25 protein-coding genes are annotated in these 23,635 nt (G+C 35.5%); 19 read left to right on the top strand and 6 right to left on the bottom strand.

What is annotated here, in order from left to right:
* Positions 1 to 29 precede the first annotated feature (29 nt).
* From NYE63_RS24280 to NYE63_RS24270, 3 genes are all read left to right on the top strand, one after another.
* Positions 30 to 1,346: an MATE family efflux transporter gene (locus NYE63_RS24280; protein WP_342603079.1), complete on the top strand. Its 1,317-nt coding sequence runs from the start codon at positions 30 to 32 to the stop codon at positions 1,344 to 1,346.
* A 367-nt stretch (positions 1,347 to 1,713) separates the two neighbouring features.
* The gene (locus NYE63_RS24275; protein WP_342603078.1) at positions 1,714 to 2,211 is read left to right on the top strand and encodes a hypothetical protein; all 498 of its coding nucleotides are present in this window, start codon (positions 1,714 to 1,716) and stop codon (positions 2,209 to 2,211) included.
* A 258-nt stretch (positions 2,212 to 2,469) separates the two neighbouring features.
* Entirely contained in the window at positions 2,470 to 2,856 is a 387-nt protein-coding gene (locus NYE63_RS24270; protein ID WP_342603077.1) for a DUF1259 domain-containing protein, read from the top strand.
* 222 nt (positions 2,857 to 3,078) lie between these two features.
* Here NYE63_RS24270 and NYE63_RS24265 read toward each other — a convergent pair whose 3' ends face one another.
* The gene (locus NYE63_RS24265; RefSeq protein WP_218349705.1) at positions 3,079 to 3,237 is read right to left on the bottom strand and encodes a hypothetical protein; all 159 of its coding nucleotides are present in this window, start codon (positions 3,235 to 3,237) and stop codon (positions 3,079 to 3,081) included.
* A 237-nt stretch (positions 3,238 to 3,474) separates the two neighbouring features.
* Between NYE63_RS24265 and NYE63_RS24260 the strand changes: the two genes are divergently transcribed.
* The 3 genes from NYE63_RS24260 to NYE63_RS24250 all read left to right on the top strand — a co-directional run bounded on the left by NYE63_RS24260 (position 3,475) and on the right by NYE63_RS24250 (position 6,108).
* Complete coding sequence (locus NYE63_RS24260; RefSeq protein WP_342603076.1) at positions 3,475 to 3,741, top strand: hypothetical protein; 267 nt, start codon at positions 3,475 to 3,477, stop codon at positions 3,739 to 3,741.
* A 229-nt stretch (positions 3,742 to 3,970) separates the two neighbouring features.
* Positions 3,971 to 4,468, top strand: a complete 498-nt coding sequence (locus tag NYE63_RS24255; protein WP_342603075.1) for an LURP-one-related family protein — start codon at positions 3,971 to 3,973, stop codon at positions 4,466 to 4,468.
* Between the two features lie 344 nt (positions 4,469 to 4,812).
* On the top strand, positions 4,813 to 6,108 hold the full coding sequence (locus NYE63_RS24250; RefSeq protein WP_342603074.1) for an IS110 family transposase: 1,296 nt from the start codon (positions 4,813 to 4,815) through the stop codon (positions 6,106 to 6,108).
* Between the two features lie 778 nt (positions 6,109 to 6,886).
* Here the strand turns inward: NYE63_RS24250 and NYE63_RS24245 are convergent.
* Both NYE63_RS24245 and NYE63_RS24240 read right to left on the bottom strand, forming a co-directional pair.
* Positions 6,887 to 7,165 (bottom strand): hypothetical protein, encoded by a 279-nt coding sequence (locus tag NYE63_RS24245; protein WP_255264142.1) that lies wholly within the window; start codon positions 7,163 to 7,165, stop codon positions 6,887 to 6,889.
* Between the two features lie 5 nt (positions 7,166 to 7,170).
* A complete protein-coding gene (locus NYE63_RS24240; protein WP_342602057.1) occupies positions 7,171 to 8,118 on the bottom strand; it encodes an IS110 family transposase in 948 nt (315 codons plus the stop codon).
* 379 nt (positions 8,119 to 8,497) lie between these two features.
* On the opposite strand from NYE63_RS24240, the gene NYE63_RS24235 reads away from it, so the two are divergent.
* The 4 genes from NYE63_RS24235 (at position 8,498) to NYE63_RS24220 (ending at position 10,538) form a co-directional block, all read left to right on the top strand.
* Positions 8,498 to 9,205 (top strand): CPCC family cysteine-rich protein, encoded by a 708-nt coding sequence (locus NYE63_RS24235; protein ID WP_342603073.1) that lies wholly within the window; start codon positions 8,498 to 8,500, stop codon positions 9,203 to 9,205.
* 104 nt (positions 9,206 to 9,309) lie between these two features.
* Complete coding sequence (locus NYE63_RS24230) at positions 9,310 to 9,522, top strand: hypothetical protein (RefSeq protein WP_342603072.1); 213 nt, start codon at positions 9,310 to 9,312, stop codon at positions 9,520 to 9,522.
* A gap of 110 nt (positions 9,523 to 9,632) precedes the next feature.
* Entirely contained in the window at positions 9,633 to 9,836 is a 204-nt protein-coding gene (locus tag NYE63_RS24225; protein WP_342603071.1) for a hypothetical protein, read from the top strand.
* Between the two features lie 261 nt (positions 9,837 to 10,097).
* Positions 10,098 to 10,538, top strand: a complete 441-nt coding sequence (locus tag NYE63_RS24220; RefSeq protein WP_034310898.1) for a cell wall hydrolase — start codon at positions 10,098 to 10,100, stop codon at positions 10,536 to 10,538.
* 167 nt (positions 10,539 to 10,705) lie between these two features.
* On the opposite strand, the gene NYE63_RS24215 is transcribed toward NYE63_RS24220, so the two are convergent.
* Both NYE63_RS24215 and NYE63_RS24210 read right to left on the bottom strand, forming a co-directional pair.
* Positions 10,706 to 12,103, bottom strand: a complete 1,398-nt coding sequence (locus NYE63_RS24215) for an ATP-binding protein (protein ID WP_342603070.1) — start codon at positions 12,101 to 12,103, stop codon at positions 10,706 to 10,708.
* Positions 12,104 to 12,109: 6 nt separating this feature from the next.
* Entirely contained in the window at positions 12,110 to 12,784 is a 675-nt protein-coding gene (locus tag NYE63_RS24210) for a response regulator transcription factor (protein WP_342603069.1), read from the bottom strand.
* A 641-nt stretch (positions 12,785 to 13,425) separates the two neighbouring features.
* Between NYE63_RS24210 and NYE63_RS24205 the strand changes: the two genes are divergently transcribed.
* Together NYE63_RS24205 and NYE63_RS24200 are read left to right on the top strand one after the other, a co-directional pair.
* The gene (locus NYE63_RS24205) at positions 13,426 to 14,010 is read left to right on the top strand and encodes an iron transporter (protein WP_342603068.1); all 585 of its coding nucleotides are present in this window, start codon (positions 13,426 to 13,428) and stop codon (positions 14,008 to 14,010) included.
* 68 nt (positions 14,011 to 14,078) lie between these two features.
* Entirely contained in the window at positions 14,079 to 14,618 is a 540-nt protein-coding gene (locus tag NYE63_RS24200; protein ID WP_342603067.1) for a DoxX family protein, read from the top strand.
* Positions 14,619 to 14,875: 257 nt separating this feature from the next.
* Here NYE63_RS24200 and NYE63_RS24195 read toward each other — a convergent pair whose 3' ends face one another.
* Entirely contained in the window at positions 14,876 to 16,210 is a 1,335-nt protein-coding gene (locus NYE63_RS24195) for a UDP-glucose/GDP-mannose dehydrogenase family protein (RefSeq protein ID WP_342603066.1), read from the bottom strand.
* Positions 16,211 to 16,460: 250 nt separating this feature from the next.
* On the opposite strand from NYE63_RS24195, the gene NYE63_RS24190 reads away from it, so the two are divergent.
* The 7 genes from NYE63_RS24190 to NYE63_RS24160 all read left to right on the top strand — a co-directional run bounded on the left by NYE63_RS24190 (position 16,461) and on the right by NYE63_RS24160 (position 23,631).
* Entirely contained in the window at positions 16,461 to 17,627 is a 1,167-nt protein-coding gene (locus NYE63_RS24190) for a hypothetical protein (RefSeq protein ID WP_342605862.1), read from the top strand.
* Positions 17,628 to 17,732: 105 nt separating this feature from the next.
* On the top strand, positions 17,733 to 18,680 hold the full coding sequence (locus NYE63_RS24185; protein WP_342603065.1) for an NAD-dependent epimerase/dehydratase family protein: 948 nt from the start codon (positions 17,733 to 17,735) through the stop codon (positions 18,678 to 18,680).
* Positions 18,664 to 19,593: a lysylphosphatidylglycerol synthase transmembrane domain-containing protein gene (locus NYE63_RS24180; RefSeq protein WP_342603064.1), complete on the top strand. Its 930-nt coding sequence runs from the start codon at positions 18,664 to 18,666 to the stop codon at positions 19,591 to 19,593. The genes NYE63_RS24185 and NYE63_RS24180 overlap by 17 nt, the downstream gene beginning before the upstream one ends.
* Positions 19,590 to 21,050: an alkaline phosphatase family protein gene (locus tag NYE63_RS24175; RefSeq protein ID WP_342603063.1), complete on the top strand. Its 1,461-nt coding sequence runs from the start codon at positions 19,590 to 19,592 to the stop codon at positions 21,048 to 21,050. Before NYE63_RS24180 ends, NYE63_RS24175 begins: the two co-directional genes overlap by 4 nt.
* Positions 21,051 to 21,052: 2 nt before the next feature.
* Positions 21,053 to 21,853: a glycosyltransferase family 2 protein gene (locus tag NYE63_RS24170; protein WP_342603062.1), complete on the top strand. Its 801-nt coding sequence runs from the start codon at positions 21,053 to 21,055 to the stop codon at positions 21,851 to 21,853.
* Between the two features lie 45 nt (positions 21,854 to 21,898).
* Positions 21,899 to 22,654: a hypothetical protein gene (locus NYE63_RS24165; RefSeq protein ID WP_342603061.1), complete on the top strand. Its 756-nt coding sequence runs from the start codon at positions 21,899 to 21,901 to the stop codon at positions 22,652 to 22,654.
* A gap of 56 nt (positions 22,655 to 22,710) precedes the next feature.
* Complete coding sequence (locus NYE63_RS24160) at positions 22,711 to 23,631, top strand: FTR1 family protein (protein ID WP_342603060.1); 921 nt, start codon at positions 22,711 to 22,713, stop codon at positions 23,629 to 23,631.
* The last annotated feature ends 4 nt before the right edge of the window (positions 23,632 to 23,635 follow it).

Below are 23,635 nucleotides of genomic sequence, written 5' to 3'. Positions count from 1 at the left end.
TTTTCTGAAGAACATATTGGAGGGAAAAGATGAATCATCGAACATACCTTGCTTTAGCCATCCCCTTAACGATTTCAACGATGACAACCCCTTTATTAGGGGCTGTGGATACAGCAGTTGTTGGTCAGCTTCCAGATCCGGCGTATATTGGAGGAGTTGCAGTAGGCAGTATTATTTTTAATACTTTATATTGGTTATTCGGCTTTTTACGAGTTAGCACGTCTGCGTTTACCGCTCAAGCTAATGGGGCAAACAATCAAGCTCAAGGAGCACTTGCTTTGTTTCGCCCTTTTTTATTAGCTGTCATTGTAGGTCTTTGTTTTATCCTCCTACAATGGCCGATTGAATATGCGGCTTTGAAACTGATCGCCCCTGATTCCGATGTTAGCAAATTTGCAGCGGAATATTTTCGAATTCGAATTTGGGGAGCTCCCTTCACTTTGATGAATTATGTAATTCTTGGTTGGTTGATGGGCATGTCGAAGATTAAAATATCTTTATTTTTACAAGTGTTCATGAATGTTCTAAATATTGTTCTTGCCATTTTGTTTGTTCATGTCTTTTCTTTGGCCGTAAAAGGGGTGGCTATGGCAACTTTAATCGCAGAAATCACAGCTTTCTTAATTGGCTTACTCCTATTATTGAAGGCATCACCGATTCAATGGAAAATGCCAGCTGTGGGAACGCTTATAGATTCACATTCTATGAAAAAGATGTTTATCGTTAACCGGGATTTATTTATTCGAACGATTTGTTTATTAGCCGTTTTTAACTTGTTTACAGCAAAAGGTGCTTCTTTTGGTACAGAACAATTGGCTGCAAATGCTGTATTGATTCAAATTCATTATATTATGGCTTATTTCTTTGATGGGTTTGCAAATGCTTCCAGCATTTTCGTAGGTAAAGCGATTGGTTCAAATAACGAAAAATTATATAAAAAAACGCTCACCTTGTCCTGGCAATGGTCAATTCTATCCGCCTTCTTCATTGCTTGCGCCTATGGACTATTTCAAGAACAGATTATTGGACTCTTCACGAATTTACCGAGAGTAATTGTGCTTTCGAATATATATGGAGCTTGGCTAATTATTTTCCCATTTGCAGCCTGTTTCGGACTCGTCATTTACGGTGTCTTTACGGGAGCGACTGAAATTGCACCGGTTCGAAACTCTATGATTTACGCGTTGATTGCGTATATTATTGTGCAAGTCACTACAACCCCCATCTGGGGCAATCACGGCTTATGGCTTGCCTTCATCGTCTTTAGTATGGGTAGATCTGGTTTTCTAGTTATGTATATCCCTAGACTGAATAAGAAAATTTTTCATGTTAAACAAGAATTGTGAATGCTCCTCTGCCGCCTCCTAAATCTTTAATTTTTTTCTTGAAAAGTAAAACAGACGGAGAAAAGTCTAAGATAGATCTTGGGCGTCCTTTCGCAATCATGATCCAACAATAAATAATTTGATAGTAACATTATGAACAAGTGCAATCTAGGTTAGGGTGCTTTAATAGAAGTCCGGCTGCCATCTGGCAGCTTCTTTTGTTTCTGCAACTAACGGGACAGGTTAGTCGCAGAAGGAAACAAGTGATTTAATGTTGTTTTATACATAAATGACTCTTTAACACAGAAAAAGTATTACTCTCGTTAATGATATAATTTCGAATGAAGAATATGGAATTATACTATGACTATTAGATTGGTTGTTGAAGATGAAAAGGAAGAAAAAGAAGAAAAACGAATCAAATATAATTAAAATGACATTTGGAAAGAATTCTTATGTTAAGGACGATGAAACAGATTTTATATTTGCGTGGTTACATCCTATTATTTCGTGTAGATTATGTATCAAGTATTTTATAAAATGGATAACCTCTGTGGATTCTTCTTTAGCACCAAATGTTCATCGTTATTACATTTTATTCTTTACATTGATATTGAGGTCATTTTTGTGGATTTATATTGGAAAGGGGATTGGGGTAATCTCAAATGATGAGTCAGATGGCATGAGGTTAGTGACAGAGATCCCAATGACTATCGGGATGTCATTTTTATGTGTATTTGGACTGTTGTTGGTTATACGGATTGTAATTTCTTTCTTTGAACTGATCAGACTATTTAAAGAAGATAACTTATTTTTATATGGTTTGGGAGTTACAGTTGTATATGGATTTATTGGCATGATTTTGTTGGGAAGTGCAATGGGGTAGTTTTATACAATGTTCTTCTTCAAGTAACGGGGCAGCAGTTAACTGAAATACTAAAAAGTTTATAAAGAAATCTACTTAAAGTAACCGGTGCGTTAATTCATTAGTGAGCTGTGACGATTAGCTCCTTTCTTATGGAGCTAACGGGAGCAGGATAGTTTGAATAAGATATAAATAATTTTCATTTCAAAATAGATGCATATCCGTTTCGGATCTATTCATTAATTCATATCCTATTAATACTAGGGAGGAGATGAATAGATGGTATCTAATGATGAATTAATTTGTCAAGAGTTTGCAAGAATAATCGGCGGCCAAGAAGGATTTGCGGGCGGGAAATGTGTGACAACCATAAATCGAAATGACATAAAAGCAAAAATTTTAGGAAAACGTTTTAGAGTAACCTCTTCCTTCTCATTTGAATCAAGAGATAATAAGACTGGACGAGCATTGTGCCTAGGTAGGGTAGCACTCTTGCAAAAAGAAGTTGAGAATTTTGTTGCTTCCATTCTTAAACAGGGAGTAATAGTTTCTTCCATACACAATGAGTGGCTTTTTGATAATCCGAATTTGATTTACGTTAATATTGAAGCAGTTGATGACCCATTAGTCTTTGCAAAGAAAGTCAGAAAAGCGTTAAGGAACTAACGGATTGCTCACTAGTGGTAAACCGGAGCTGTCATAAAAGGAAGAAAAGCAGCTATAAACTGATTTTTAGAGAACATAATACACGGCAAAAACCTAGTTTTTTTGAACCAACGGGTGCGTTAGCTGAAGATCAGAGCTGTCTTTAAGACAGCTTTTTCTTATGGAACTAACGGGATGTAAAGTTTTGAAGCAGAAAAATTAAAAACCACTCAGAGTGGTTTATTAATCGCGCATTGCTCCTGCCTCTCGGGAAGTCATTGCACCTTGTCCTTCACTTACATCTTTTTGAATTTCTTGTTTTACTTTTTGTGCATCAGTTCCGGAAAATTCTGGTTTCATAATAGAACCCAAATTCTCTTTAGCTTGTTGATCCTGTTGCATACAAGTCCTCCTCAATTTATTGTTTAACAATCTTATTATTTACAAAAAAATACTCGTTATACCCCGAGCATTTGATCCTTAAAGTAAAGGGGGCTATCGTTGATGCTGAGGTAGCCTCTTTTCTCATTCGACTAACGGGGAAGATTAGTTCAATAAGGAGAATAATAAAAAATTCCCTTAAATTACATAAAAAGGTACAATTACTCAAAATTGTGAAAGATAGATGAGGGATTGGTTATGAAAATTAGTCAAACCAGGAATTTTAAATTGGTCGCTAAATTAAATAAATATGTACACGATTTACATTCAAATTTATATCCTAAATACTTTAAGGAATATAACTATGAGAATGTGAAGGAAGTATTCAAAAGTTTGATTAATAACGCAAGTTTCATTTTCATTTTGTTAGAAGATAACGAAGAAGGACTAGGCTATGCTTGGATAGAGATAAGAGAATATCCGGAAAATGCGTTTAAAAAAGGATATAAGTCCGTTTCGTATTAAACTGAGGGAGTTCAAGTGTACATAAGGAGTTGTTCAACAATTGGGCCAGATTGCGAAGGAAGAATTGCTGACTTTACAAAAGGTAAAATAGTTAATGATAAATAGTGGTGAACCGAAAAGAAGGCGCTTTTGAGTGGAGCTATTATTTGGAATTCAATGCATAATATTGGAACCAATGCCCATTTCAAACGTAAGTAATGTAAAAGACTTAAGGTTGGGAGGCATAAGTATGAGGCAGCTTTATATAAAGCAGAAGGTATTCAGTCTTAGCGGGAAATTTACAGTAAAGGATCAGCAGGAGAAGGATATATATTACGTGGAGGGAAGTTTTATGCAAGTTCCAAAGACTTTCTCCATTATGAATACAGCAAGAGATGAAGTAGCACTCATTACGAAAAAGGTGTTCAGCTTTTTACCAAAGTTTTTGGTTGAGGTGAATGGTCGAGAGGTATTAACAATAAAGAAGGAATTTTCCTTCTTTAAAGCACGATATACAATTGATGCGGCAGGCATTGAAGTACATGGTAATTGGTGGGATATGGATTTTCAAGTTTTACAGCAAGGTAAAATCGTAGGTGAAGTGGGCAAGGAGTGGTTCACTTGGGGCGATAGCTACAAGGTTCAAATAATAGATGAAGAGATGGAAACCATTATTATTGCACTCGTTGTTGCAATTGATTGTGTGAAGGCTGATCAAGCAGCTGCTTCCTCAGCAGCGTCGATTTAAAGTAGAAGTGTAAAATTAAAAGGCTGACAGTTTTTAAAAAATCACTGCTTGAATAGGTGCGGTGAACCGTATCATAAATAAATGACAAGGCCATTTGGTACCAAGGTTTTATATTCGTTCTTCAGTAATCGAGCGCGATTCTTGAATAAGGTCGCTTTTCTTATAGAACTAACAGGCTGAATATCGGAGCTGTCTTTAGGGCAGCTTTTTCCTATGTAACTAACGGGGCAGCATTCCTGTAATAACTGAAAATGAGGTTTGAACGATAAAAGACCTCTTGATAAGATGAATGTGTCCTGAGCTGGCCAGCTAAAAAGGACAAAAACATCTATCGGAGGCCTCAAATGAATTATAACCAAAATCATAAAATCACTCAAATTACTTTTGAAACCTTAATTGTCGGAGTAGACATCGCCAAACACAATCATGTCGCGAGAGCACAAGATTATAGAGGAATGGAATTGGGTAAAACGTGTTTCTTTGAAAATACGAAAGCAGGATTTCATTCGTTTCTAGATTGGATTAACCACCTAGTTAAAGCGTGTAAGTTAAATCAAGTGATTGTAGGCATGGAGCCAACCGGTCACTACTGGTTAAATCTAGCTCATCTCCTGAAAGAGAATAATATTAAGTTCGTATCTGTCAATCCACTACATGTTAAACGAAGTAAAGAATTAGACGATAATTCACCTACAAAGAATGACGTGAAAGATGCAAAAGTCATAGCACAGTTAGTCAAAGACGGAAGATACGCCGAACCAACAATTCCACAAGGAATTTATGCAGAACTCAGAGTGGCCAAAAAACTTCGCGATCTTCTCAACGTTGACTTACAGGTCGTTCAGGGACAAGTTCATAACTGGCTTGATCGTTACTTTCCCGAATTTTTGACGGTGTTCAAAAGTTGGGAAGGCAAGGCAGCTATTCATTTTCTAAAGCTAGAAGCCTTGCCACATGAACTTGTAAAGTATACGGATGAAGAGCTCTTACTTTCCTTAAGACAAGTGGTAAAACGCAGTATAGGCTTAAAGAAGATACGAGCACTTAAAGAAGCAGCCAATCGTTCGATTGGTATTCGTCAAGGGGCAGCTATGGCGAAATTAGAGTTGAGAGCTTTACTAGAGAAGTATGATTTTATTCAAATGAAATTCGAAGAATTAGATCATCAATTAGATCAGTTATTAGACCATATCCCAGGTGTCACACAGATGTTAGAGGTGTCAGGGATTGGTCGGGATACAGTAGCAGGTTTTTTCGCAGAGGTCGGCGACCTCAGAGACTATCAACATCCTCGCCAAATTGTAAAATTAGCAGGTTTAAGTTTAAAAGAGAACACATCCGGAAAGCACAAAGGTCAGACCAAGATTACCAAACGGGGCCGAAAGAAATTGAGGGCTCTCTTATTCCGAGCATCCATGATACTGGTGGCAAAGAACAAGGCTTTTAAAGCCCTTCATATCTATTACACAACACGTTCTCACAATCCCTTAAAGAAAATGCAATCTCTGATAGCCTTGTGTAACAAGCTTATTCGAATTCTGTTTTCAATCGGTAAAAAACAATTTACGTTTCAAGAAGATAAGATGTTAAAGGATATCCCTCATATGGAAACATTTGTAGCACATCAAACAGTCGCATAGATTATTGAATTTTAAGGTTACAAGTCATTTAATTAACACTCATTTAAAAGTGAAGCACGGATTAGTCGGCAAAGCAACTAACGTGAGGACTTAGATCCTGTGGGGCAGCATGACCGACATCCACCTCATGGAAAGGTTGAACGAAGGAATGTAGGAGCATCGACTCTGTGAGACATGGGAGGGTTGACCTCCATGAGACATGTGGATATCCAAAAGTGCGATCATAACATTGATTAAACCAATTTTTTCCTATAATTGGCTAGTTTAGCATACACTTTTTTCGATAAATCCCTATCCTTGAGGAGTAATGCCGAGCTTACATAGATAACGGTTAATGATATGACTATGAAATCCTAAGAATTCTAGAGCAATCGTGAGATTGTGTTTAGTTTATTGAGGGAGGATAGTTTAATAAGACTTTTAGAATCAAACTATCAGTTGAAACCTTTTTAGGGAAAATCTCGTATACAGATTTAGGAAAATGTTTTTTAGTATAGGAGGAACGGTTATGTTTATAGGGGATATTATATTTCAAGTTATTGTTTTCGGAGGTATAGCATTAATTTTAGGTGTTTTAGGTTATTTATTTTTTAAGAGGACCAAGAAAAGCTAATTAAATTTCTAATTCAAGTAACGGTTGCTTTACTTCATTATCAGGAGCTGATTAGCAGCTCCTTTTTGTATGAAAACATATTCGTGAAAGGCCATACTAAAATAAGCCCACCATATTCTAATTTTTTTGAAGGACGTAAATGTACTATGTCGTTATTTTAACTGGTTATGCAGTTTGTTGTTCAGATGGAGCGATTGTATAGCCTTTCTTTTTTAGGTATTCGATCATTTTTAATTCTTTGTTCATTTGTTTTTCTTCAAGGTAATTTGAGCCTAGTTCTTGATAGGGTTCCCCTGTTTTTAAGATGTTGTAAGCAATCGTTAATAGTAAATGAGCAGAAGCGATTCGTCCCTTCATTTTTCCCTGCCGTTTGGTAATCCTTTTTCGATGTGAAGCAATTCGATTATTTTGCCTTGATGTCGCTAGTACACACTCTACAGCCATCGTTTTTAAAGCTTTGTTACCTTGTGTGGTTTTACTCGTTTTTTTTTACCAGCACTTTCGTAATTTCCGGGACTCACACCAGCCCAAGAGGCAAGGTGTTTAGCTGACTTAAATACGGACATATCAACGCCCATCTCTGCAATAAAAGTAGCTGCGGCAGCTTTGTTCACACCAGGTATTCCATCCAATAATTCTACTTCTTTACGATAGGGGGACAGGAGTTGATCGATTTGTTTTTCCAATTCTTCTATGGCTTTTTCTAAATAACTCATATGCTCCCAATGGTAACGCAACATATCACGATGATGACGGCGAATACGACCATTAATTGCACTGGCAATGTCAGTAATACTTGCTTTTGTTCGCCAATCCACCATTTTTCGAAGACCATCGGTCTCTATTTTTTCACCGTTTAGAATCGCTTCAAGGATACGGCGTCCCGATACACCAAAAATGTCTGATAGTACGGATGTTAGCTTGATATTAGCATCTTGAAGAATTTTGTGAATGCGATTCTGCTCTGAGGTGCGATGATGAATCAATTTTTTTCGATAACGAGTAAGATCTCGTAAATCACGAATATCCTCCGGTGGAACAAAATTGCTTTCAATAAGTCCGCATCTTAGAAGCTTGGCAAGCCATTCGGCATCTTTCACATCAGTTTTACGCCCTGGAACATTTTTGACATGTCTGGCATTGGCAAGAACAAGGTGAAAAGAATCTTCGAGTATATTCCATATTGGTTTCCAGTAGACTCCAGTACTTTCCATCACAACATCGGATACCCGAAGGGTAGTTAACCAATCACTTAAAGCCAAGAGTCCTGTTGTTGTAGTTGAAAAAGTTTCAATAGAGGTATTTGGCTTTTTATCTAATGGACCAAATAATACACAGGCTACTACTGTTTCTTGGTGTACATCTAGGCCAGCACACCGTTCAATCATTGCTTCCATAGGAGAATCACCTCAATAAAAGATTAACAATACATATGACAGGAGATTTGTTACAAAAATTTTTGTATACGTACTTGTAGTACACTAAATGGTTCTTCAATACTGTCACAACCAGTTTCTTATACAGGGTATCTTCCTTAAGATCCACCAAAAAAGGTTCAGCCTGGTTGTATTGTTATCATCCATTATCGTCAAGGAGTTAAAGGGTTAGACTCTATTTTGAGTTTAGATTTTCGTAGTAGATGGTGGCGGCGAGAATCGCCGCCATAGAAGTTTCTTATGGAACTAAAGGGGCAGGTTAGTTTAGAAAGAATGTTAAACGGTAAAGAAAGATTTTGATATTAATGAAATTTATAAGAAAAATGAGGGAGGGATTTTAGTGCAACGTGAAAAGTGTCCTTGCTGTGGATTTCCGACATTAGACGAGCGTGGAGGTTATGATATATGTGAACTTTGTAATTGGGAAGATGATGGACAAGACGATTTATATGCAGATGAAGTTTGGGGTGGTCCAAATGGAGATTACTCACTTACAGAAGCAAGAAGAAATTTTAATAAACATCTCATTATGTATAGAGATAAAATAAATATACTTAGTCAAACCGATAAAAAAATTGAAACAAAAAAAACTTTAATAAGTGCGTTTGTTGAATTAGACAAGTGTGAATCAGATTCATTAGAATATATGTCACTTTGGAGCAAAATAAAGTCTTACGAGGAGATTTTAAATGAAATTTTACACGATGAGTCTGAAAGATATAGTAACAATATAGAAAATAATAAAGAAATTTTTAAACTACTAAATTCCGGTGATACAGAAAATGTTATAAATGGCTTATTAGAACTAGCCGTAAGTTCAGATGACCCAGATTTTGTTCAAGATATTATGGTTATGTACAGTGAACACGAGGATGCTAATATTCGTGGTACCGCAATACTTTGTTTAGGACATATTGCAAAAGTATATAAAAAGATAAACAAAGAACTGGTTTTGTTAATAATTAATCAGGGATTTCAAGATGAGAGTAGTTTTGTAAGGGAACAGTCTAGTTCGGCATTAGACGATATAAATTTTAATATAAAATAGAAGTACCTTGTTGAACTAACGGGTGCGTTGGCTCCATAAGAAGACTGGAAAATGGAATAATTAAACATATCCTAAGGAGGTAGATTAAGTTTAAGAAAATCCTTATGTTATTTGGAGTCACTTTCATTGGTCTTTTTTCTTTCCAATCTGATTTAGCAAATGCGCCAGTACCAGTAGATGAAGAAGTTATTCTTTTACCTGGAAGTGACACATTAGTTGAAGATGACATTGAAACAGCCAAAAAACAAAGAGAAAAAGCGATGCAAGACATGGCAGATCACACGGAATTGTTTCAATTTGCAACTGAAATTGAATGAATAAGGACTTCTTTATTGCAAAGGGGTTCTTTTTTTGTTCATTGCTCTTGTTGAACTAACGGGGCAGGTTAGTTGGATTGCCTGCCAAAGAATAGGAGTGGTTTGAATTTATGGCAATAACAAAGAAAAGATTCTTCATTATTTGTATAGTGGGTATCATACTTAAATATCTTGCAAGCTCTGGTCTGCAATACTTCAGGGGACAAACGATAAATTGGTTAGGGAATTTAGCATACGCATTCTATTTCGTAGCATTTCTTTCACTTTTAATTTGGTTATTTGGAGATTTTGGTAAGAAAAAAGCCGATCATTAATACAGTGATTGGCTAAGGCTGTTGAGAAACCCTCGACAGCCTTTAATGAACTAACGGGTGCTTTACTTCATTATCAGGAGCTGATCAGCAGCTCCTTTTCTTATGGCACTAACGGGCAGGTTAGTTGAATAAAGGGAAAAAAGAATGCAATAGTTTTCATTTTACTTAAAAGCTGTAAGTTATTATAACTAAGCATTTAAATTACATAAATAATGACATGACTGTAGGCTATTTTTCATACAATATTTTTGGGGTGGAAAAATGACAAGAGCAAAATACACAAGTTCAGACGTTGACTTAATGGCAAGGATGATGAGAGCAGAAGCCGAAGGTGAAGGAAAACAAGGAATGTTATATGTTGGAAATGTAATTGTGAATCGTCTTGTAGCTAATTGTTTAGACTTTAAAGGTTTAAGAACAATTCCACAAGTCATTTATCAAGTACAAGGAGGAAATTATTCTTTTGAAGCTGTTCAAAAAGGGAATGTATTTTATCAAAGAGCGAGAGGTATTGAAAGAAGATTAGCAGAACAGAATTTGAAGCACTGGAGACAGCATCCGGCTAGATATGCTCTTTGGTATTTTAATCCATATGCTCCATGCCCTCCAACATGGTATGATCAACCTCATACTGGTCAATTTAAAGACCATTGTTTTTATGAACCAAAACCTGGAACATGTGATAGTGTTTATAGAGGTTAAGCTTACTCTTTGAGTAAGCTTTTTTACATTGTTCATCGAACGGATGTTTTCAGTGAAAAACTACTGGGACCCCTGTAAGAAGAAATAGGTCCCGCAAAATACAAGCCTGGAACACTTGTTTCGAAATTGGAAGACAATCTTGGATAGTGGGAGTCGTCTGTCTACCATTAACTAGCGTGCAATTTTACAATCACTCTTGTTCCTTCATCAGGCTTGCTAAAAACCTCAATCGTCCCTTTGTGAGCTTCTACAATCCATTTACATAAAGACAATCCTAAACCTGTTCCTCCTTGACTTCTTGATCGGGAATCGTCCACACGATAAAATCGCTGAAAAATAAAAGGCAAGTGTTCATCTGGAATCCCGATCCCATGATCATGCACTTCAATATAAATGAATTTTTCTTTACTGCACGCTTTGATTTCTACCTTACCACCTTCTGGGGTATACTTAAGCGCATTTTCTATCAAGTTAATAAATAATCTTCGCAAGAGATCTTCATCCCCGTATAAAATGAATGGATCAGGTATTTGAATATGCATTTCAATCTGTTTTTTCATAATCAAAGATAATAAATGATTCCTTACATATTGGAACAACAACATTCCGTCGACTGTTTTTTGCTCAATCTGATTTGAATTGGAGGTATTTCTTGATAAATATAAGAATTTTTCTACCATATCAGATAAATAGATGATTTCTTCCAAAACAGTATGTAGGATACGTTTATATTCCTCTTCCGATCTATTTCTAATTAAAGCAACATCTAATTCCCCTCGCATAATCGTTAAGGAAGTACGAAGTTCATGAGAAACATCGGAAGTAAACTGCTGGATTTGAGTGAAAGAGGTTTCTAATCTGTTAATCATATGATTAACAGTTTTAGATAAACTCTGCAATTCATCTTCTGGCCCTTCAATAGGCAACCGTTCATGTAAATTTGATGCGGTAATTTGATTGGTAGTATTGATTATTTGATGAATCGGATGTAACGTTTTTTTCGATATCAGCCGTCCCATGACCAGTGAGATCCCCACAAACCCGAAAATAAAAAATAAAAGAATGCTTTTTAAATTCAAAATTGATAATTCTAATATTCTGCTGTATGTTGCAACTGTAATTTGAAAGTTTAATATTCCCTTAGAACTCATTGGTGCTGACATGGCGCGAAGAGGTGTACCATTCAACTCTGTATTCCAGATCAAGACATTCTCATCCTTCTTCTCCAACACATCTGAACGCTTGATTCGTTTGCCATGCAAGTTATGAGATCCCGCGATGATTTGTCCTTGTTTGTTTTCAATTTGCCAATATATTTCTTCTTCGTTAACCAGCTCAAAACTTGGCGATCTGTTAATGTGCTGTTCGATTTCAGAAAACGTATCTTTTTTCCCCAAACAATATGTAATTAAACTGAGCTCTCTGGCCAGCATCGAATCAACTTTTTCGGTTAACATATCAGTAAATGTAATATATAAGAATGCGCTAAATAGGAATAAAATGAACATAAACATAATTGAATGCCAAATCGTAATTCTCCATCCGATACTTTTAAAAAAGTTCATGATGGTTTATTTTTCTCCTTTGATCATATAACCTACACTATAAATCGTTTGGATGAGTTTGACATCAAAATTTTTGTCGACTTTATTCCTTAGGTGATTAATATAAACATCAACCACGTTTGTTCCTATATTATAAGCATCCAACCACACACGCTCTAAAATCAAGGTTCGAGATAAAGTCTTACCTGCATTTCTCATCAAAAATTCCAAAATTGCATATTCCTTATTGGAAAGGAATATATGGAGTCCATCTCGAATCACTTCTCTCGTAGAAGGATTCAACGTCAAATCAGCGACTTGTAAAAGAGGTGATGACTTCTCTTGATTTCGTCTTAACAGACTCCGTATACGTGCTAATAACTCCGTAAAAGCAAAAGGCTTTGTCATATAATCATCCGCCCCGAAATCAAGTCCCTCTACTTTATCTACTACTGAATCTTTGGCACTGAGAATAAGAATAGGAACATTTCTTCCATTCAACCTTAGTTCCTTAATTAACCGCATTCCATTTTTTTTTGGAATCATAAGGTCAACAATAATAAGATCATAATCTTCTTCATAAGCCAGCTCAGAAGCCATTTCACCATCACTCGCCACATCTACAACATAATGGTATTCTTTTAGCCCTTGCGATATAAAGCGCGCTACTTTTGTTTCATCTTCCACCAATAATAACCGCATCCCATTTCCCCCAACAAATTCACTCACTTCAATTAGATAATGATAATCATTATCAAATTATTATAACAATATCTTAGATTAACACTCTGACCTGGTCAATCGAACAAAAATTTCCATTTAAAAGCTAATAAGAAAACATACTCTGGTACCATTGCTATTTCTCTGTCGAATTTATTACAAAAACTGATTAATTATCTTTTAATAGAATAATTAATAACCTAGTCTTGGCATACTAGCCCTCTATAAAACTAAATAATATGATGATAACTATCTTTATGATCATTTGACTAGAACAAGAAAATTTAAAACATAGATTAAATGAAGGAATAAACGAATCATAAGGGAGGCATTTTGGAACATCGGCGAAAAAATTAAATTTTTTTAATTTTGTTTTAAAGTATTTTTAATTTTTTTTTTGTAGCATACGAACATCGACCAAGTTGTTGATAATGATTATCATTATTATTTTACCATTCTATCCTATGAAGGAATTAATGATGTAACAGGAAGAGTTAGAATGATTACACCTATAGATAGAAAAATAAAAGCATGTTGAAAAAAATAAAATAATTGAAAGAATTAAACTGTTAAGAATGACATCATTTTTTACACACTTTAGATCATATATGGAGGTATAGCTTATGAGAAACTTATTATTAATTTTGGTATCAATCGTAATTCTTGCCTTATCTGTTGCTTGTACCAATCAAAAAGATAAGGCTTCTGAACAAAAGGAAGAAAATGTAAAACAGGAAAAACATGAACAACATGAAGAAGCTGGAGAAGATGTAACAATTGGTCAGGTAACTAAAAACGGAATGGAGATTAATGCAGTTTATATGCCTCATTCAGTTGAAGTGGCACCGGTTGAACATGGAGGAAAAGAAGGTAACATTCATTTAGAAGCAGACATTCATGCAACGGGGGATAATACTTTTGGATTCCATAAAGGTGAATGGATTCCATATCTATCAATTAAGTATAAAATACATCATCTAGATACAAATAAAGTGATAGAAGAAGGACAACTATATCAAATGGTGGCAGGCGATCCGCATTATGCTTCAAATGTTTATATTCCGAAATCAGGAAATTATGAATTGACTTATGAGATCAGCGCACCTGATTTAGCTCGTCACATTGAAGATGTTAAAGGTTTCTATGAACCTATGACATTCAAATGGAAATTCAAGTATGAAGAATCTAAAGAATTGTCCAATTATTAATGGAGATTTTATTTATAAATTTGATTCAAAGTTGACACAAAAAAGTTAATTTATTAAGAGGTGACGATATGAAAAAATCAATCGATAATATGATATTTAAATCTCTAGTAGTACTCATGAGAGTATTATTTGGAGTAGGGTGGTTTTTAGCGGGATTAACCAAAATTACAGGTAAAACAGGTGAAGTATCATGGTACGAACAACCCACAGTGTTCCTTACTGAATATTTGACAAAATCATTGGATAAGCCAAATGTACCCGAATTTTATAAGAACTTTATTGATGGGTTAGCTTTAAATCATGTGCCGTTTTTAAATTACACAATACCCATTACCCAAATAATTATGGGCATATGCTTAATAGTTGGCTTTATGACATTACCTGCTATTTTTATCTGCTTATTTATGCAAATTAATTTCATCCTTTCCGGTAATATGAATTTGCTTAGCTTAACTCTTTATACTTCTGCGTTCGGATTGTTATTCTTTAGGAAAGATGCATTGATTTTAAGTTTAGATCGATATTTTAGAATTGAAGATTTCTTCAAAGTAAAGAAACCTAACTATGTGAGATGGAATAAAACAGAAGAAACCTTGCTCCAAAAATAAAAAACTAAATTAAAAGTGGGTTGGTAGATGTTAATGCCTTTGATGATAAAGAACCAGGTAGAGAGAAAGCTCTAGTGAAGTATGCAATTAGCAGAGCAGACGTTTTATGATGAAAGTTCAAATATGTTTCTTCATTATTTTACAAGAATTGAATTAGAAGGCTTTTTTACGGATTTTAGAATAAAAAAGCATCTGCCAATGAAGCAGGTGCTTTTAAAATTTAATTATCACTTCTTTGGCTTAGTTCTTTTTTTAGACTAATTCAGGCTATAAGAATTATTTTTATTATGAAAAGGTCTGCCTATTGAGTAATATTCAATATTATATTCCGACACCATTTCTAAGGAATAACTATTTCTTCCATCGAAAATAATTGGGTGTTTCATTAGCATTTCATATTTTTCTAGGGGAAAGTCTTTGAGTTCCTCCCAATCAGTAGCTATAAAAACCATGTCTGTATTTGTTATAGCTTCCTCTATGGATAAAGCGTAATGAATGTTTTCGCCCAAAATTTGCTTCGCTTCTTCAAGTGCTAATGGATCATAAGCCGTTACCAATGCTCCCTGCATAGTTAGCTCTGAAACTATATCAATGGCAATTGATTCACGTACGTCGTTTGTATTCGGTTTAAATGCCAATCCTAATATAGCAATCTTTTTGTCTTTTAAGTTACCAAAACGTTGCTTTGCTTTATTTATTAACACATACTTTTGTTGTTTATTTACCTTTATTACTGCTTCCAGAATTTCAAGCGATTGCCCAGCTTCACTAGCTTGTTGAATTAGACCACGAGTGTCTTTAGGGAAGCAAGAGCCCCCGAATCCGATTCCTGCTTTTAAGAATTGGGTTCCTATTCGAAAATCTAGACCCATTCCATGTGCTACATCTTCTATGTTTGCACCCACCTTTTCACAAAGGTTTGCAATTTCATTAATGAAACTGATCTTTGTTGCCAAAAAAGCATTTGAGCTATATTTAATCATTTCAGCACTTAATAGATCCGTAATAAAAATAGTTTTCCCAAAAGGTATATTTATCTCTTCAATGATAGATGCTGCTTTTTCACAATCGGACCCTATAACAATCCGATCTGCTGAAAAAGTATCATAGATTGCGGAGCCTTCTCTTAAAAACTCGGGATTAGAAACAATATTTATATTAACTTCATTTGTTAAATTCGTTACAATTAACTGTTTGATTAATTTATTTGTGCCAACGGGGACAGTGCTTTTCGTTACTATTATTACTTCTTGCTTCGTGATGTTTTCAGCAATGGTTTTTGCAGCCTCTTTGATATAGCTAAGATCAACACTTCCATTTTCGGCAGTAGGTGTTCCTACCGCAATATATATAATTTCTGCATCTACTAATGCTAGTTTGGGATCGCCTGTAAAAAACAATTGACCTTTATTAAGATTTTTTTTCAATAAATCCGCTAACTCTGGCTCATAAAAGGGAGATATCCCAGCTTTCAATAGTGCAATATCATTTTCATTAATATCATAACACACAACTTGATGACCTATTTCTGCTAAAGTCACGCCAGTAACTAGTCCTACATGACCTGTTCCAACGATTGTTATGTTCTTCATATTTATTCCTCTCATTATCGTGTTATCCTTACATTTTACAAAGTCCATTTTATAATGAACTTTTTTTAAGGTAAATATTTAATTATAACCATTTTTTTAAAAAATGTAAAATGGAAAGTGTTGATTTTTAAAAAATACATTGACGTTGATTATCATTCCCTATTATAATCGTAATTAGAAATGATATTCATTATCAATTATGTATAAATAGACGGGGGATACTATTGTGAGAAAAAAAGAATTATCAGCTATCTTTGCTAGTTTTTTATTGGCAGGTACAGTTTTGACAGCATGCAGTACTAGCGAGAAACAGGCAAGTGAAGGTGCCGAAGAGAAAAAGCAACAAACAGTAAATAAAGAAGAGACAAAGAAAGAATCAGAAATAAAAGAAGTGAATTACGCACAGGTTTTCCAAGAAGCTATTACTGAGTTGGAGAAGGCTAAAGACGGAAAAGAAGTAGACTATGTTAAAGTGACGGACCTTTATAAAAATAATCTGCAAAGCTTAGTGCAAGACAGAGATGCAGAATTCGAAGATAAATTGGATCAGCACATTACAACCGCATTACAAGCTGGTAAAGAAGGTACTATGGACAAGGTCGTTGTTAAGCAAATATTTGATAAACTAATGCAAAAAGCCTTTTATACAACGATGAAACATGATTTTACTGAAGTAGATGAAAAATGGGGTAATAAAGAAGATGTAACAAAGGAAATTGAAGAAGCGAAGGGATATTATGCAATTCTTCAATCTACAGTAGAAAAACGTGATAATGCATATGGAACAAATATGGTAGACGTGATTGCTGGTGGATTTGCTGAGATGGAGAAAGCTGTAGAAGCGGATGATCAATTAGGATTCGCACTTGGTAAGCAAGTTGTAGATAAGACAATTATGAAAACGTTTTATCTAGCAACTGGTGCCGTTCCAAATGGCTATGCAACAAAAGTTGCAGAGGCAGCAAAGAAGGATAAGGAAGAAGCAAAAGTGGAGCAAGCAGAAGGTTGGGCCTTCTATCAATCTTTATTCAGTTATTTAAATGGGCATGCTCCAGAAGAAGCAGCCTTCATTCAACAGCAATTCGATTTGCAAACGGATAGTGCGAAATTAGATCCTGCTGAGGTTAATAAGGCGTTCGTTAGAGGATTCTCTAAAATTGCCCTTGATGAATATAAGGAAAGTGAAGAATTTTGGGGAGAAGATAAATCTCCAATAACAGCATTAGAAGGTGCCCTATTTATCGACATTATTGGTGAAGATATTAAAGGGTTAATAGGTGAAGCGGAATATGGCGAGCTTACGGAAAAAACACAACAATATTTGGAAGCAGCTAAAGCGAAGGATAAAAAAGCTGGCGAGCCATTGCTGAAAGAACTTCAAGCCACTTTACAATCAGTCATTGAAAAGGCAAAATAATTATTATTTTGCACGGGAGGAGACCTTGTGAAAATTACAAGGTTTTTTCTGTGTTAATAGAGTTATACTGGTTGTGATAGAGATTCACAACAATGGGGTGTTCACATGAAGATTATTGTAACGGGTGGTGCCGGTTTTATAGGAAGTCATCTTGTCAAAAGGCTTATTCAGGAAAACCACGATGTATATGTCATAGATTGTCTTCATCCGTATTATTCACCAAAAAGAAAAGAGAAACAATTGGATCATGTAGCGAGTTTCGGATCCTTTCACTTTATTCAAAAGGATCTTTTGGATAGAGAAGAAATGGTGACCATATTTAAACAGATTTCTCCTCATGTAGTTGTTCATTTAGCAGCTTTACCTGGTGTTGCTTATTCAATTGAAGAACCTCTTAAATATGTCGATTATGATATTAAAGCAACGATTAATGTGCTTGAAGCTTCAGGTAAGGCTGGTGTTTCCAAAATTGTATTTGCTTCTTCATCCTCAGTTTATGGAAATCAATCAGGACCCTTTAAGGAGGAGATGGCGAACGGAAAGGTTATTTCCCCGTATGCTGCCTCCAAATATTCGGCTGAATCCTATTGTCATGTTTATGAATATCTATATGGTTTTCAGGTGAATATATTGAGGTTTTTTACCGTTTATGGTCCATGGGGACGTCCTGACATGGCAATTGGTAGTTTTATTAAAAAGTTAATGAACGGGGAGGAAATTACCCTCTTTGGTGATGGAAGAGCACGTGATTTTACATACATAGATGACATCGTGAATGGCATTTATTTGTCGATCAATCAACTAATGAAAAGTGAGGTCATCAATATTGGATCGGGAAGACCAATATTGATGGATACTCTATTAGCTGAATTGAAACGGCACTTCCCTGACATGAAAATAAACAAAGAAGCTTCTCGCGTGGGAGATGTTGTAAATACGTGGGCAGATATCAGTAAAGCCAAACAATTGTTAGGGTTTGAACCAAAAGTAGACTTTATAAAAGGACTATCAGAAACGGTAAAGTGGGCCAAGGAAAATGAGACGATTCTTTAAGCTTGGTCCTGCTTTTTTGATACTTATTGTTTTTGTTTTCTTAACCATTCATTATTTTGATGGGAAACAGGTATGGAAAGGTGTAAGTGAATTATTTGAGCATCCTTTTTTGCTTGTAACAATGTGGATCGTTTATTTCCTTTCCTTTTGTTTAAAAGGATGGGCTTGGCAGCTTTATTTAAAAGGAAAGGCTCGTTTTTCAACATGTCTTTTGGGGATTTTATATAGCTTATTGGTGAATCACCTACTGCCTATAAAAGTAGGTGATCTAGTGAGGGCCAAAATCTTAAGTGTAAGGGATGACAAGGTAAACTACGAGGAAGCTTTACATTCAGTCGTTGTATTAAGGGTTCTGGATATGCTCTGCTTAATAGGGATTACCTTGACAGGCCTGTTAGGCCTGGATGTAAGCTTTAAATTTCCTGTATGGAGCATCATAGCCGGTAGTATCTTTTGTATAATTACTTTATCTGTTTTACATAAATATTTTCCTGCCTTTTTAAAAAGACATATCTCTTTGCTTAAAAATGCTTTATTAGGGAGAAATGGCCTGGCTATCATACTAATTACCTTTTTTAGTTGGGTCTTAGAAGGCGGAATTCTTTATGGTACGGTCCTCGCGCTAAAAGGAGACCTGTCATTTTTTGAAACTGTGTTTTCAAATAGTATCACCATTGCTGGACAGATATTCCAAATTACACCTGGTGGTATCGGTAATTATGAAAGTTTTCTTGTATTTGCTCTTGGTTTATTTGGATTTCCTCTGATAGAAGGGTATACGATTGCGGTCATAACCCATTTTATGAAATTCTTATTTTCTTATATGGCTGGAGCAGTTGTTATATTAATTTATCCTGTCTCTTTTAAAACAGTGAAAGGGTGGGTTTGGATAAAAGGAGTGAGAAGAAAGTGAAAAGTGCATCAAAATTTGAAAAAATCGCTGCACGCTGTTGGAACTTATTAAATGAAGGAAAGCCATTTACACCGATTTTTGTCTTAGGAACCATGGTTTTATTCCATGCTGCGATTTGGGGCTCGCTACAAGCGGTCCAAGACCTAATGTTTGCCTTCATTTATGTAATTCCTTTATTAATCATCTATTTTGTTTTTGATTTTCCACTCTTTTTAAGGAATTATTTGTGGATTCCTTTTGTTATTTTTATAATCATTTGGAAAGATATTGATATAGGGCTTCTTTTATTTTCAATGGCCCTTTACTTCTTTTTTACGGTGTTTTTTTGGGGGACTTTATATTATCACTTGAGAATAGGGACTTCTTGGTTGAATTTCACTCGTTTTTGGAAACTTGTATTAAAAAATAGTGATTCTACTAGTGGAAACGCCCAGGAGCAATTGCCGAAGTTTTTATTAATCCTATCTATTTGGGAAATGGTTTTTGAAACAAATAGGGCCGGTGGGGTCATCAATATTCTTTCACTTTTGATTTTTTATGCATTTATACTCGTGTTTGCCTACATTCTTCATCGGTATTTATTTGATTGGAAACCAAAAGCATATGAAACATACTCAAAAGATCAGGGCCCGCAGCCAGGAGAAGCCATTTCTGATAAGGTCATTGTTATTGTAGTGGATGGAATGAGAAAGGAACGTTTTTATGAAGCAAATACTCCTTTTTTAGACCTTTTAAAAGAAAACGGCACAGAATATATGAATATGGAAACCCTCTATCCTGCAAGAACAGTCGTTTGCTTTAGCTCGATGTTCACAGGGACCTATCCATTTGAGCATGGAATTAAGTCCAATATGGTATGGAAATTAGGAATTAATGTTGAAAGTATTTTTGATTCGTTAAGAAAAGTAGGCAAAAAGGGCAGACTTCTTGGAATCGCCCATTTGGTGGATTCAATGGGGGATGATGTAGAAACCGTTACCGCGGTTATGCATAAAGATAAAGCTGACCCTAATATTATGGAAAGGGCAAAGAAAATCATGAAAGAGCAGGATCCTGATTTGTTCGTTGTTCAAATGATTGGAACAGATCAAACTGGTCACAGCCAGGGAGTTTTTTATGATGAATATTTGCAAAAAATCCATGAAGCTGATGTGTTAATTGAAGATTTCGTTTCTTGGCTGAAGAAGGAAGGCAAGATGGACAATACGACTTTATTCATTTGTGCTGATCATGGCCAAGCAGATGGGATTGGAGGACATGGACATTTAGATGAAGGTGAAAGATTTGTGCCATTTATTGTTCATGGTCCACATATTGAAAAGGGGAAAAAAGTCCAAGAAAAACAGAGCCTCGTGTCCATGGCACCAACTATATCGTACTTGTTGGGAGCGCCTTTCCCTAGTCATAGCCGGGGAAAAGTATTGTTAGATGCAATTAGCAAGAAGAAAGAGGAATAAACATGAGAAAACAGAAAGTGATAGTCTTTTTGCCAGCCTATAATGAGGAAGAGTCCATTGGGGAAGTCATCGAAAGCATTCCCAGACACTTCCATCAACAGGTAGAGGTTAAAGTTTTAGTTATCGATGATGGGTCAAGGGATCATACAGTCCATGTGGCTAGAAAAGCTGGAGCTGACTATATTGTCAGTTTTGAGAAAAATCGAGGTCTAGGAGCAGCAGTTCGATCAGGGTTAAAGGAAAGTTATGAATTAGGTGCGGATATCGCGGTCATGATTGATGCAGATGGAGAATACCCCTCTAGCCAAATACCAGATTTATTGGAACCCATTTTTAAAGGAGAAGCTGATTATACAATGGGTTCCCGTTTTTTGGGAACGATAAATGGGATGAAACTTCATCGCCGTCTCGGTAATTATTTTTTTACTTTCGTTCAGAGTTTGATACTCAGAAGGTGGATTTATGATGGTCAGTCAGGGATGAGGGCTTTTACAAAACAAGCTCTTGAACATGCAGAAATCGTCCATAATTATAATTACGCACAGGTTTTAACCTTAAATCTCGTCAGAAAGGGTTTTCGAGTGAAGGAAGTCCCGATTCAATATCAAGTTCGTTCGACGGGAGAATCATTCATTACTTTCAGAGGGTACCTATCATCCGTGATTCCGGCCATTTGGAAAGAAGTAAAAAGACCGGTTCAAAAAGTAAAGATAGATGTAAATGCTCATCAGTTGAAGAATATGAATACATATAAATTAGAGGAAGATAAATGGGGAAAAGTATTCATTGCAAATAGAAATTGACAAAATAAATATAATAAATATCATTATCATGTAGGAGGATTATATATGAAAAAACTATTAATTTATTGTTTTATGTTAATATTTGTTCTTACTCAATCATTTCCAATTTCCGCTAAAGCTTATACATATGGAGACCCAAATGAAGAGGCATTGGCAGAAGTATATAAAAAAATGCTTATTGAACTAGACAAAAATCCTCCAGACTATGTCACAGCGGAAAATCATTTTAATACAGTCAAAGAAGAAGTCGACATGCATATGGGATCAGAGCCGACAAAAGTTATTCTTCAAAATCTTGAAAATAAAGATAAAGAACAAGTGATTAATAATATGGATAAACTCCTTGTATTAAATATCGCAAGACGTTTGGAAAATATCGATAAAAACTTCTCGGAGTACGAAACAAGCAAGCGTTTATTAGCAAAGGGATTTGCTACTTATGAAGCCTTATCACCAAAAGTTGAAGCAAGAAATCCTGAAATGGATAAAGAGATTAGATCAGAATTTGATATAGCTCTAAATTCATTAGGAAATCCAGGACTTTTTGGCGTTGGCCAAAAAGAGGCTGATAAGAAGGCCTTTGATACGAGTAAAGATAAAATATTTTCTTTACTAAAAAAAGAGTTTAACTTAAAGAGTTTGAAAGTTGGACATTTTACAGAGGATTCAGCTAATACTAGTACCCAAAAAAAGGATTGGACAGATATCTCCAATTTACGAAATTGGCTTCCGCTAATGATAATTGTTGTAATCATTGTCGCTGTTGTAATTTATACGATTCGCAAAAAGAAAATTAAATAATAAAGGTTTATTAAGAACGCTTTAGATTTTCTTATATGGGGAGAGGAGAATAATCTGTGGAGATACAAGCTTTATTAATTACCTTCCGTGAAGTCTTGGAAGCGTTGCTCATTGTTGGTATCATTACAACGTATCTAAAAAGAATGGGCCAAAAACATTTCACAAAATATGTATGGTTAGGGGCAGGTCTTGCTGTACTTGCAAGTGTAGGTGTAGCGATGCTATTCCAGATTGTACTTACAGGCTTTGCTTCAATGGGCAGCGAGATGTATTTGAAGATAGGGATTATGCTGGTTTCTGCTATTTTGTTAACGCAAATGGTTTTTTGGATGTCTAAGCATAGCAGAGATATGAAAGGCAATATGGAAGGGAAGATGGAACGGTTTATTACAACGGGCAATGTAGTCGGTATGGTGATTCACTCATTTCTGGTTGTCCTTCGTGAGGGGGTTGAGACAGTTTTCTTCTTTGCGGCAATTACTGGTGGAAATATTGGCGCTGCCATGAAAGGCTGGGGTGCCATTTCTGGAGTAATTATTGCTGCCATTGTTTCTTATATCTTCTTTAAAGGAACTATGAAGGTTTCCCTTAAAACGTTCTTTAAAGTAACTGGAATTTTTATCATATTGATTGCGGCAGGTCTTTTAGTTCAAGCGATTTCGATAATGCAAGATTTAAATATTATTGGAAGTGTTATCCCGCATTTATATGATTTGACCTGGTTTCTTCCAGAACATCCAATTGATTATGATCACTATTTGCGTGATCACGGGGCGGCTCCCATTCTGTCAGGAGATATTGGCATTTTCCTTAAAGCATTGTTCGGATATTCGTCCATGCCATCTTTAGAAGAGGTTATTGCCTATATTGGTTACTTTGTTGGAATCTATCTATTAACTTCATATAAATCAAATGGGAATAGTGAGAGCACCGACAAGATCGAACAGGAAAAAGAATTGAAAGCACAGGCAAAATAAAAAT

Origin of the sequence: Peribacillus sp. FSL E2-0159, from assembly GCF_038643155.1 — a bacterium.
In the GTDB taxonomy this organism is placed as follows: domain Bacteria; phylum Bacillota; class Bacilli; order Bacillales; family DSM-1321; genus Peribacillus; species Peribacillus simplex.
Note: the sequence above shows the minus strand (reverse complement) of the source record. Positions and strands in the feature narration are given on the sequence as shown.

What these genes read in the sequence shown, in the direction of transcription:
- NYE63_RS24200 (WP_342603067.1), top strand. Translation starts at nt 14,079, where the DNA reads ATGAAAAAATCAATCGATAATATGATATTTAAATCTCTAGTAGTACTC.
- NYE63_RS24280 (WP_342603079.1), top strand. Translation starts at nt 30, where the DNA reads ATGAATCATCGAACATACCTTGCTTTAGCCATCCCCTTAACGATTTCA.
- NYE63_RS24165 (WP_342603061.1), top strand. Translation starts at nt 21,899, where the DNA reads ATGAAAAAACTATTAATTTATTGTTTTATGTTAATATTTGTTCTTACT.
- NYE63_RS24260 (WP_342603076.1), top strand. Translation starts at nt 3,475, where the DNA reads ATGAAAATTAGTCAAACCAGGAATTTTAAATTGGTCGCTAAATTAAAT.
- NYE63_RS24205 (WP_342603068.1), top strand. Translation starts at nt 13,426, where the DNA reads ATGAGAAACTTATTATTAATTTTGGTATCAATCGTAATTCTTGCCTTA.
- NYE63_RS24210 (WP_342603069.1), bottom strand. Translation starts at nt 12,784, where the DNA reads ATGCGGTTATTATTGGTGGAAGATGAAACAAAAGTAGCGCGCTTTATA.
- NYE63_RS24220 (WP_034310898.1), top strand. Translation starts at nt 10,098, where the DNA reads ATGACAAGAGCAAAATACACAAGTTCAGACGTTGACTTAATGGCAAGG.
- NYE63_RS24225 (WP_342603071.1), top strand. Translation starts at nt 9,633, where the DNA reads ATGGCAATAACAAAGAAAAGATTCTTCATTATTTGTATAGTGGGTATC.
- NYE63_RS24185 (WP_342603065.1), top strand. Translation starts at nt 17,733, where the DNA reads ATGAAGATTATTGTAACGGGTGGTGCCGGTTTTATAGGAAGTCATCTT.
- NYE63_RS24250 (WP_342603074.1), top strand. Translation starts at nt 4,813, where the DNA reads ATGAATTATAACCAAAATCATAAAATCACTCAAATTACTTTTGAAACC.
- NYE63_RS24245 (WP_255264142.1), bottom strand. Translation starts at nt 7,165, where the DNA reads ATGGCTGTAGAGTGTGTACTAGCGACATCAAGGCAAAATAATCGAATT.
- NYE63_RS24270 (WP_342603077.1), top strand. Translation starts at nt 2,470, where the DNA reads ATGGTATCTAATGATGAATTAATTTGTCAAGAGTTTGCAAGAATAATC.
- NYE63_RS24170 (WP_342603062.1), top strand. Translation starts at nt 21,053, where the DNA reads ATGAGAAAACAGAAAGTGATAGTCTTTTTGCCAGCCTATAATGAGGAA.
- NYE63_RS24265 (WP_218349705.1), bottom strand. Translation starts at nt 3,237, where the DNA reads ATGCAACAGGATCAACAAGCTAAAGAGAATTTGGGTTCTATTATGAAA.
- NYE63_RS24255 (WP_342603075.1), top strand. Translation starts at nt 3,971, where the DNA reads ATGAGGCAGCTTTATATAAAGCAGAAGGTATTCAGTCTTAGCGGGAAA.
- NYE63_RS24275 (WP_342603078.1), top strand. Translation starts at nt 1,714, where the DNA reads ATGAAAAGGAAGAAAAAGAAGAAAAACGAATCAAATATAATTAAAATG.
- NYE63_RS24240 (WP_342602057.1), bottom strand. Translation starts at nt 8,118, where the DNA reads ATGGAAGCAATGATTGAACGGTGTGCTGGCCTAGATGTACACCAAGAA.
- NYE63_RS24215 (WP_342603070.1), bottom strand. Translation starts at nt 12,103, where the DNA reads ATGAACTTTTTTAAAAGTATCGGATGGAGAATTACGATTTGGCATTCA.
- NYE63_RS24180 (WP_342603064.1), top strand. Translation starts at nt 18,664, where the DNA reads ATGAGACGATTCTTTAAGCTTGGTCCTGCTTTTTTGATACTTATTGTT.
- NYE63_RS24195 (WP_342603066.1), bottom strand. Translation starts at nt 16,210, where the DNA reads ATGAAGAACATAACAATCGTTGGAACAGGTCATGTAGGACTAGTTACT.
- NYE63_RS24230 (WP_342603072.1), top strand. Translation starts at nt 9,310, where the DNA reads ATGTTATTTGGAGTCACTTTCATTGGTCTTTTTTCTTTCCAATCTGAT.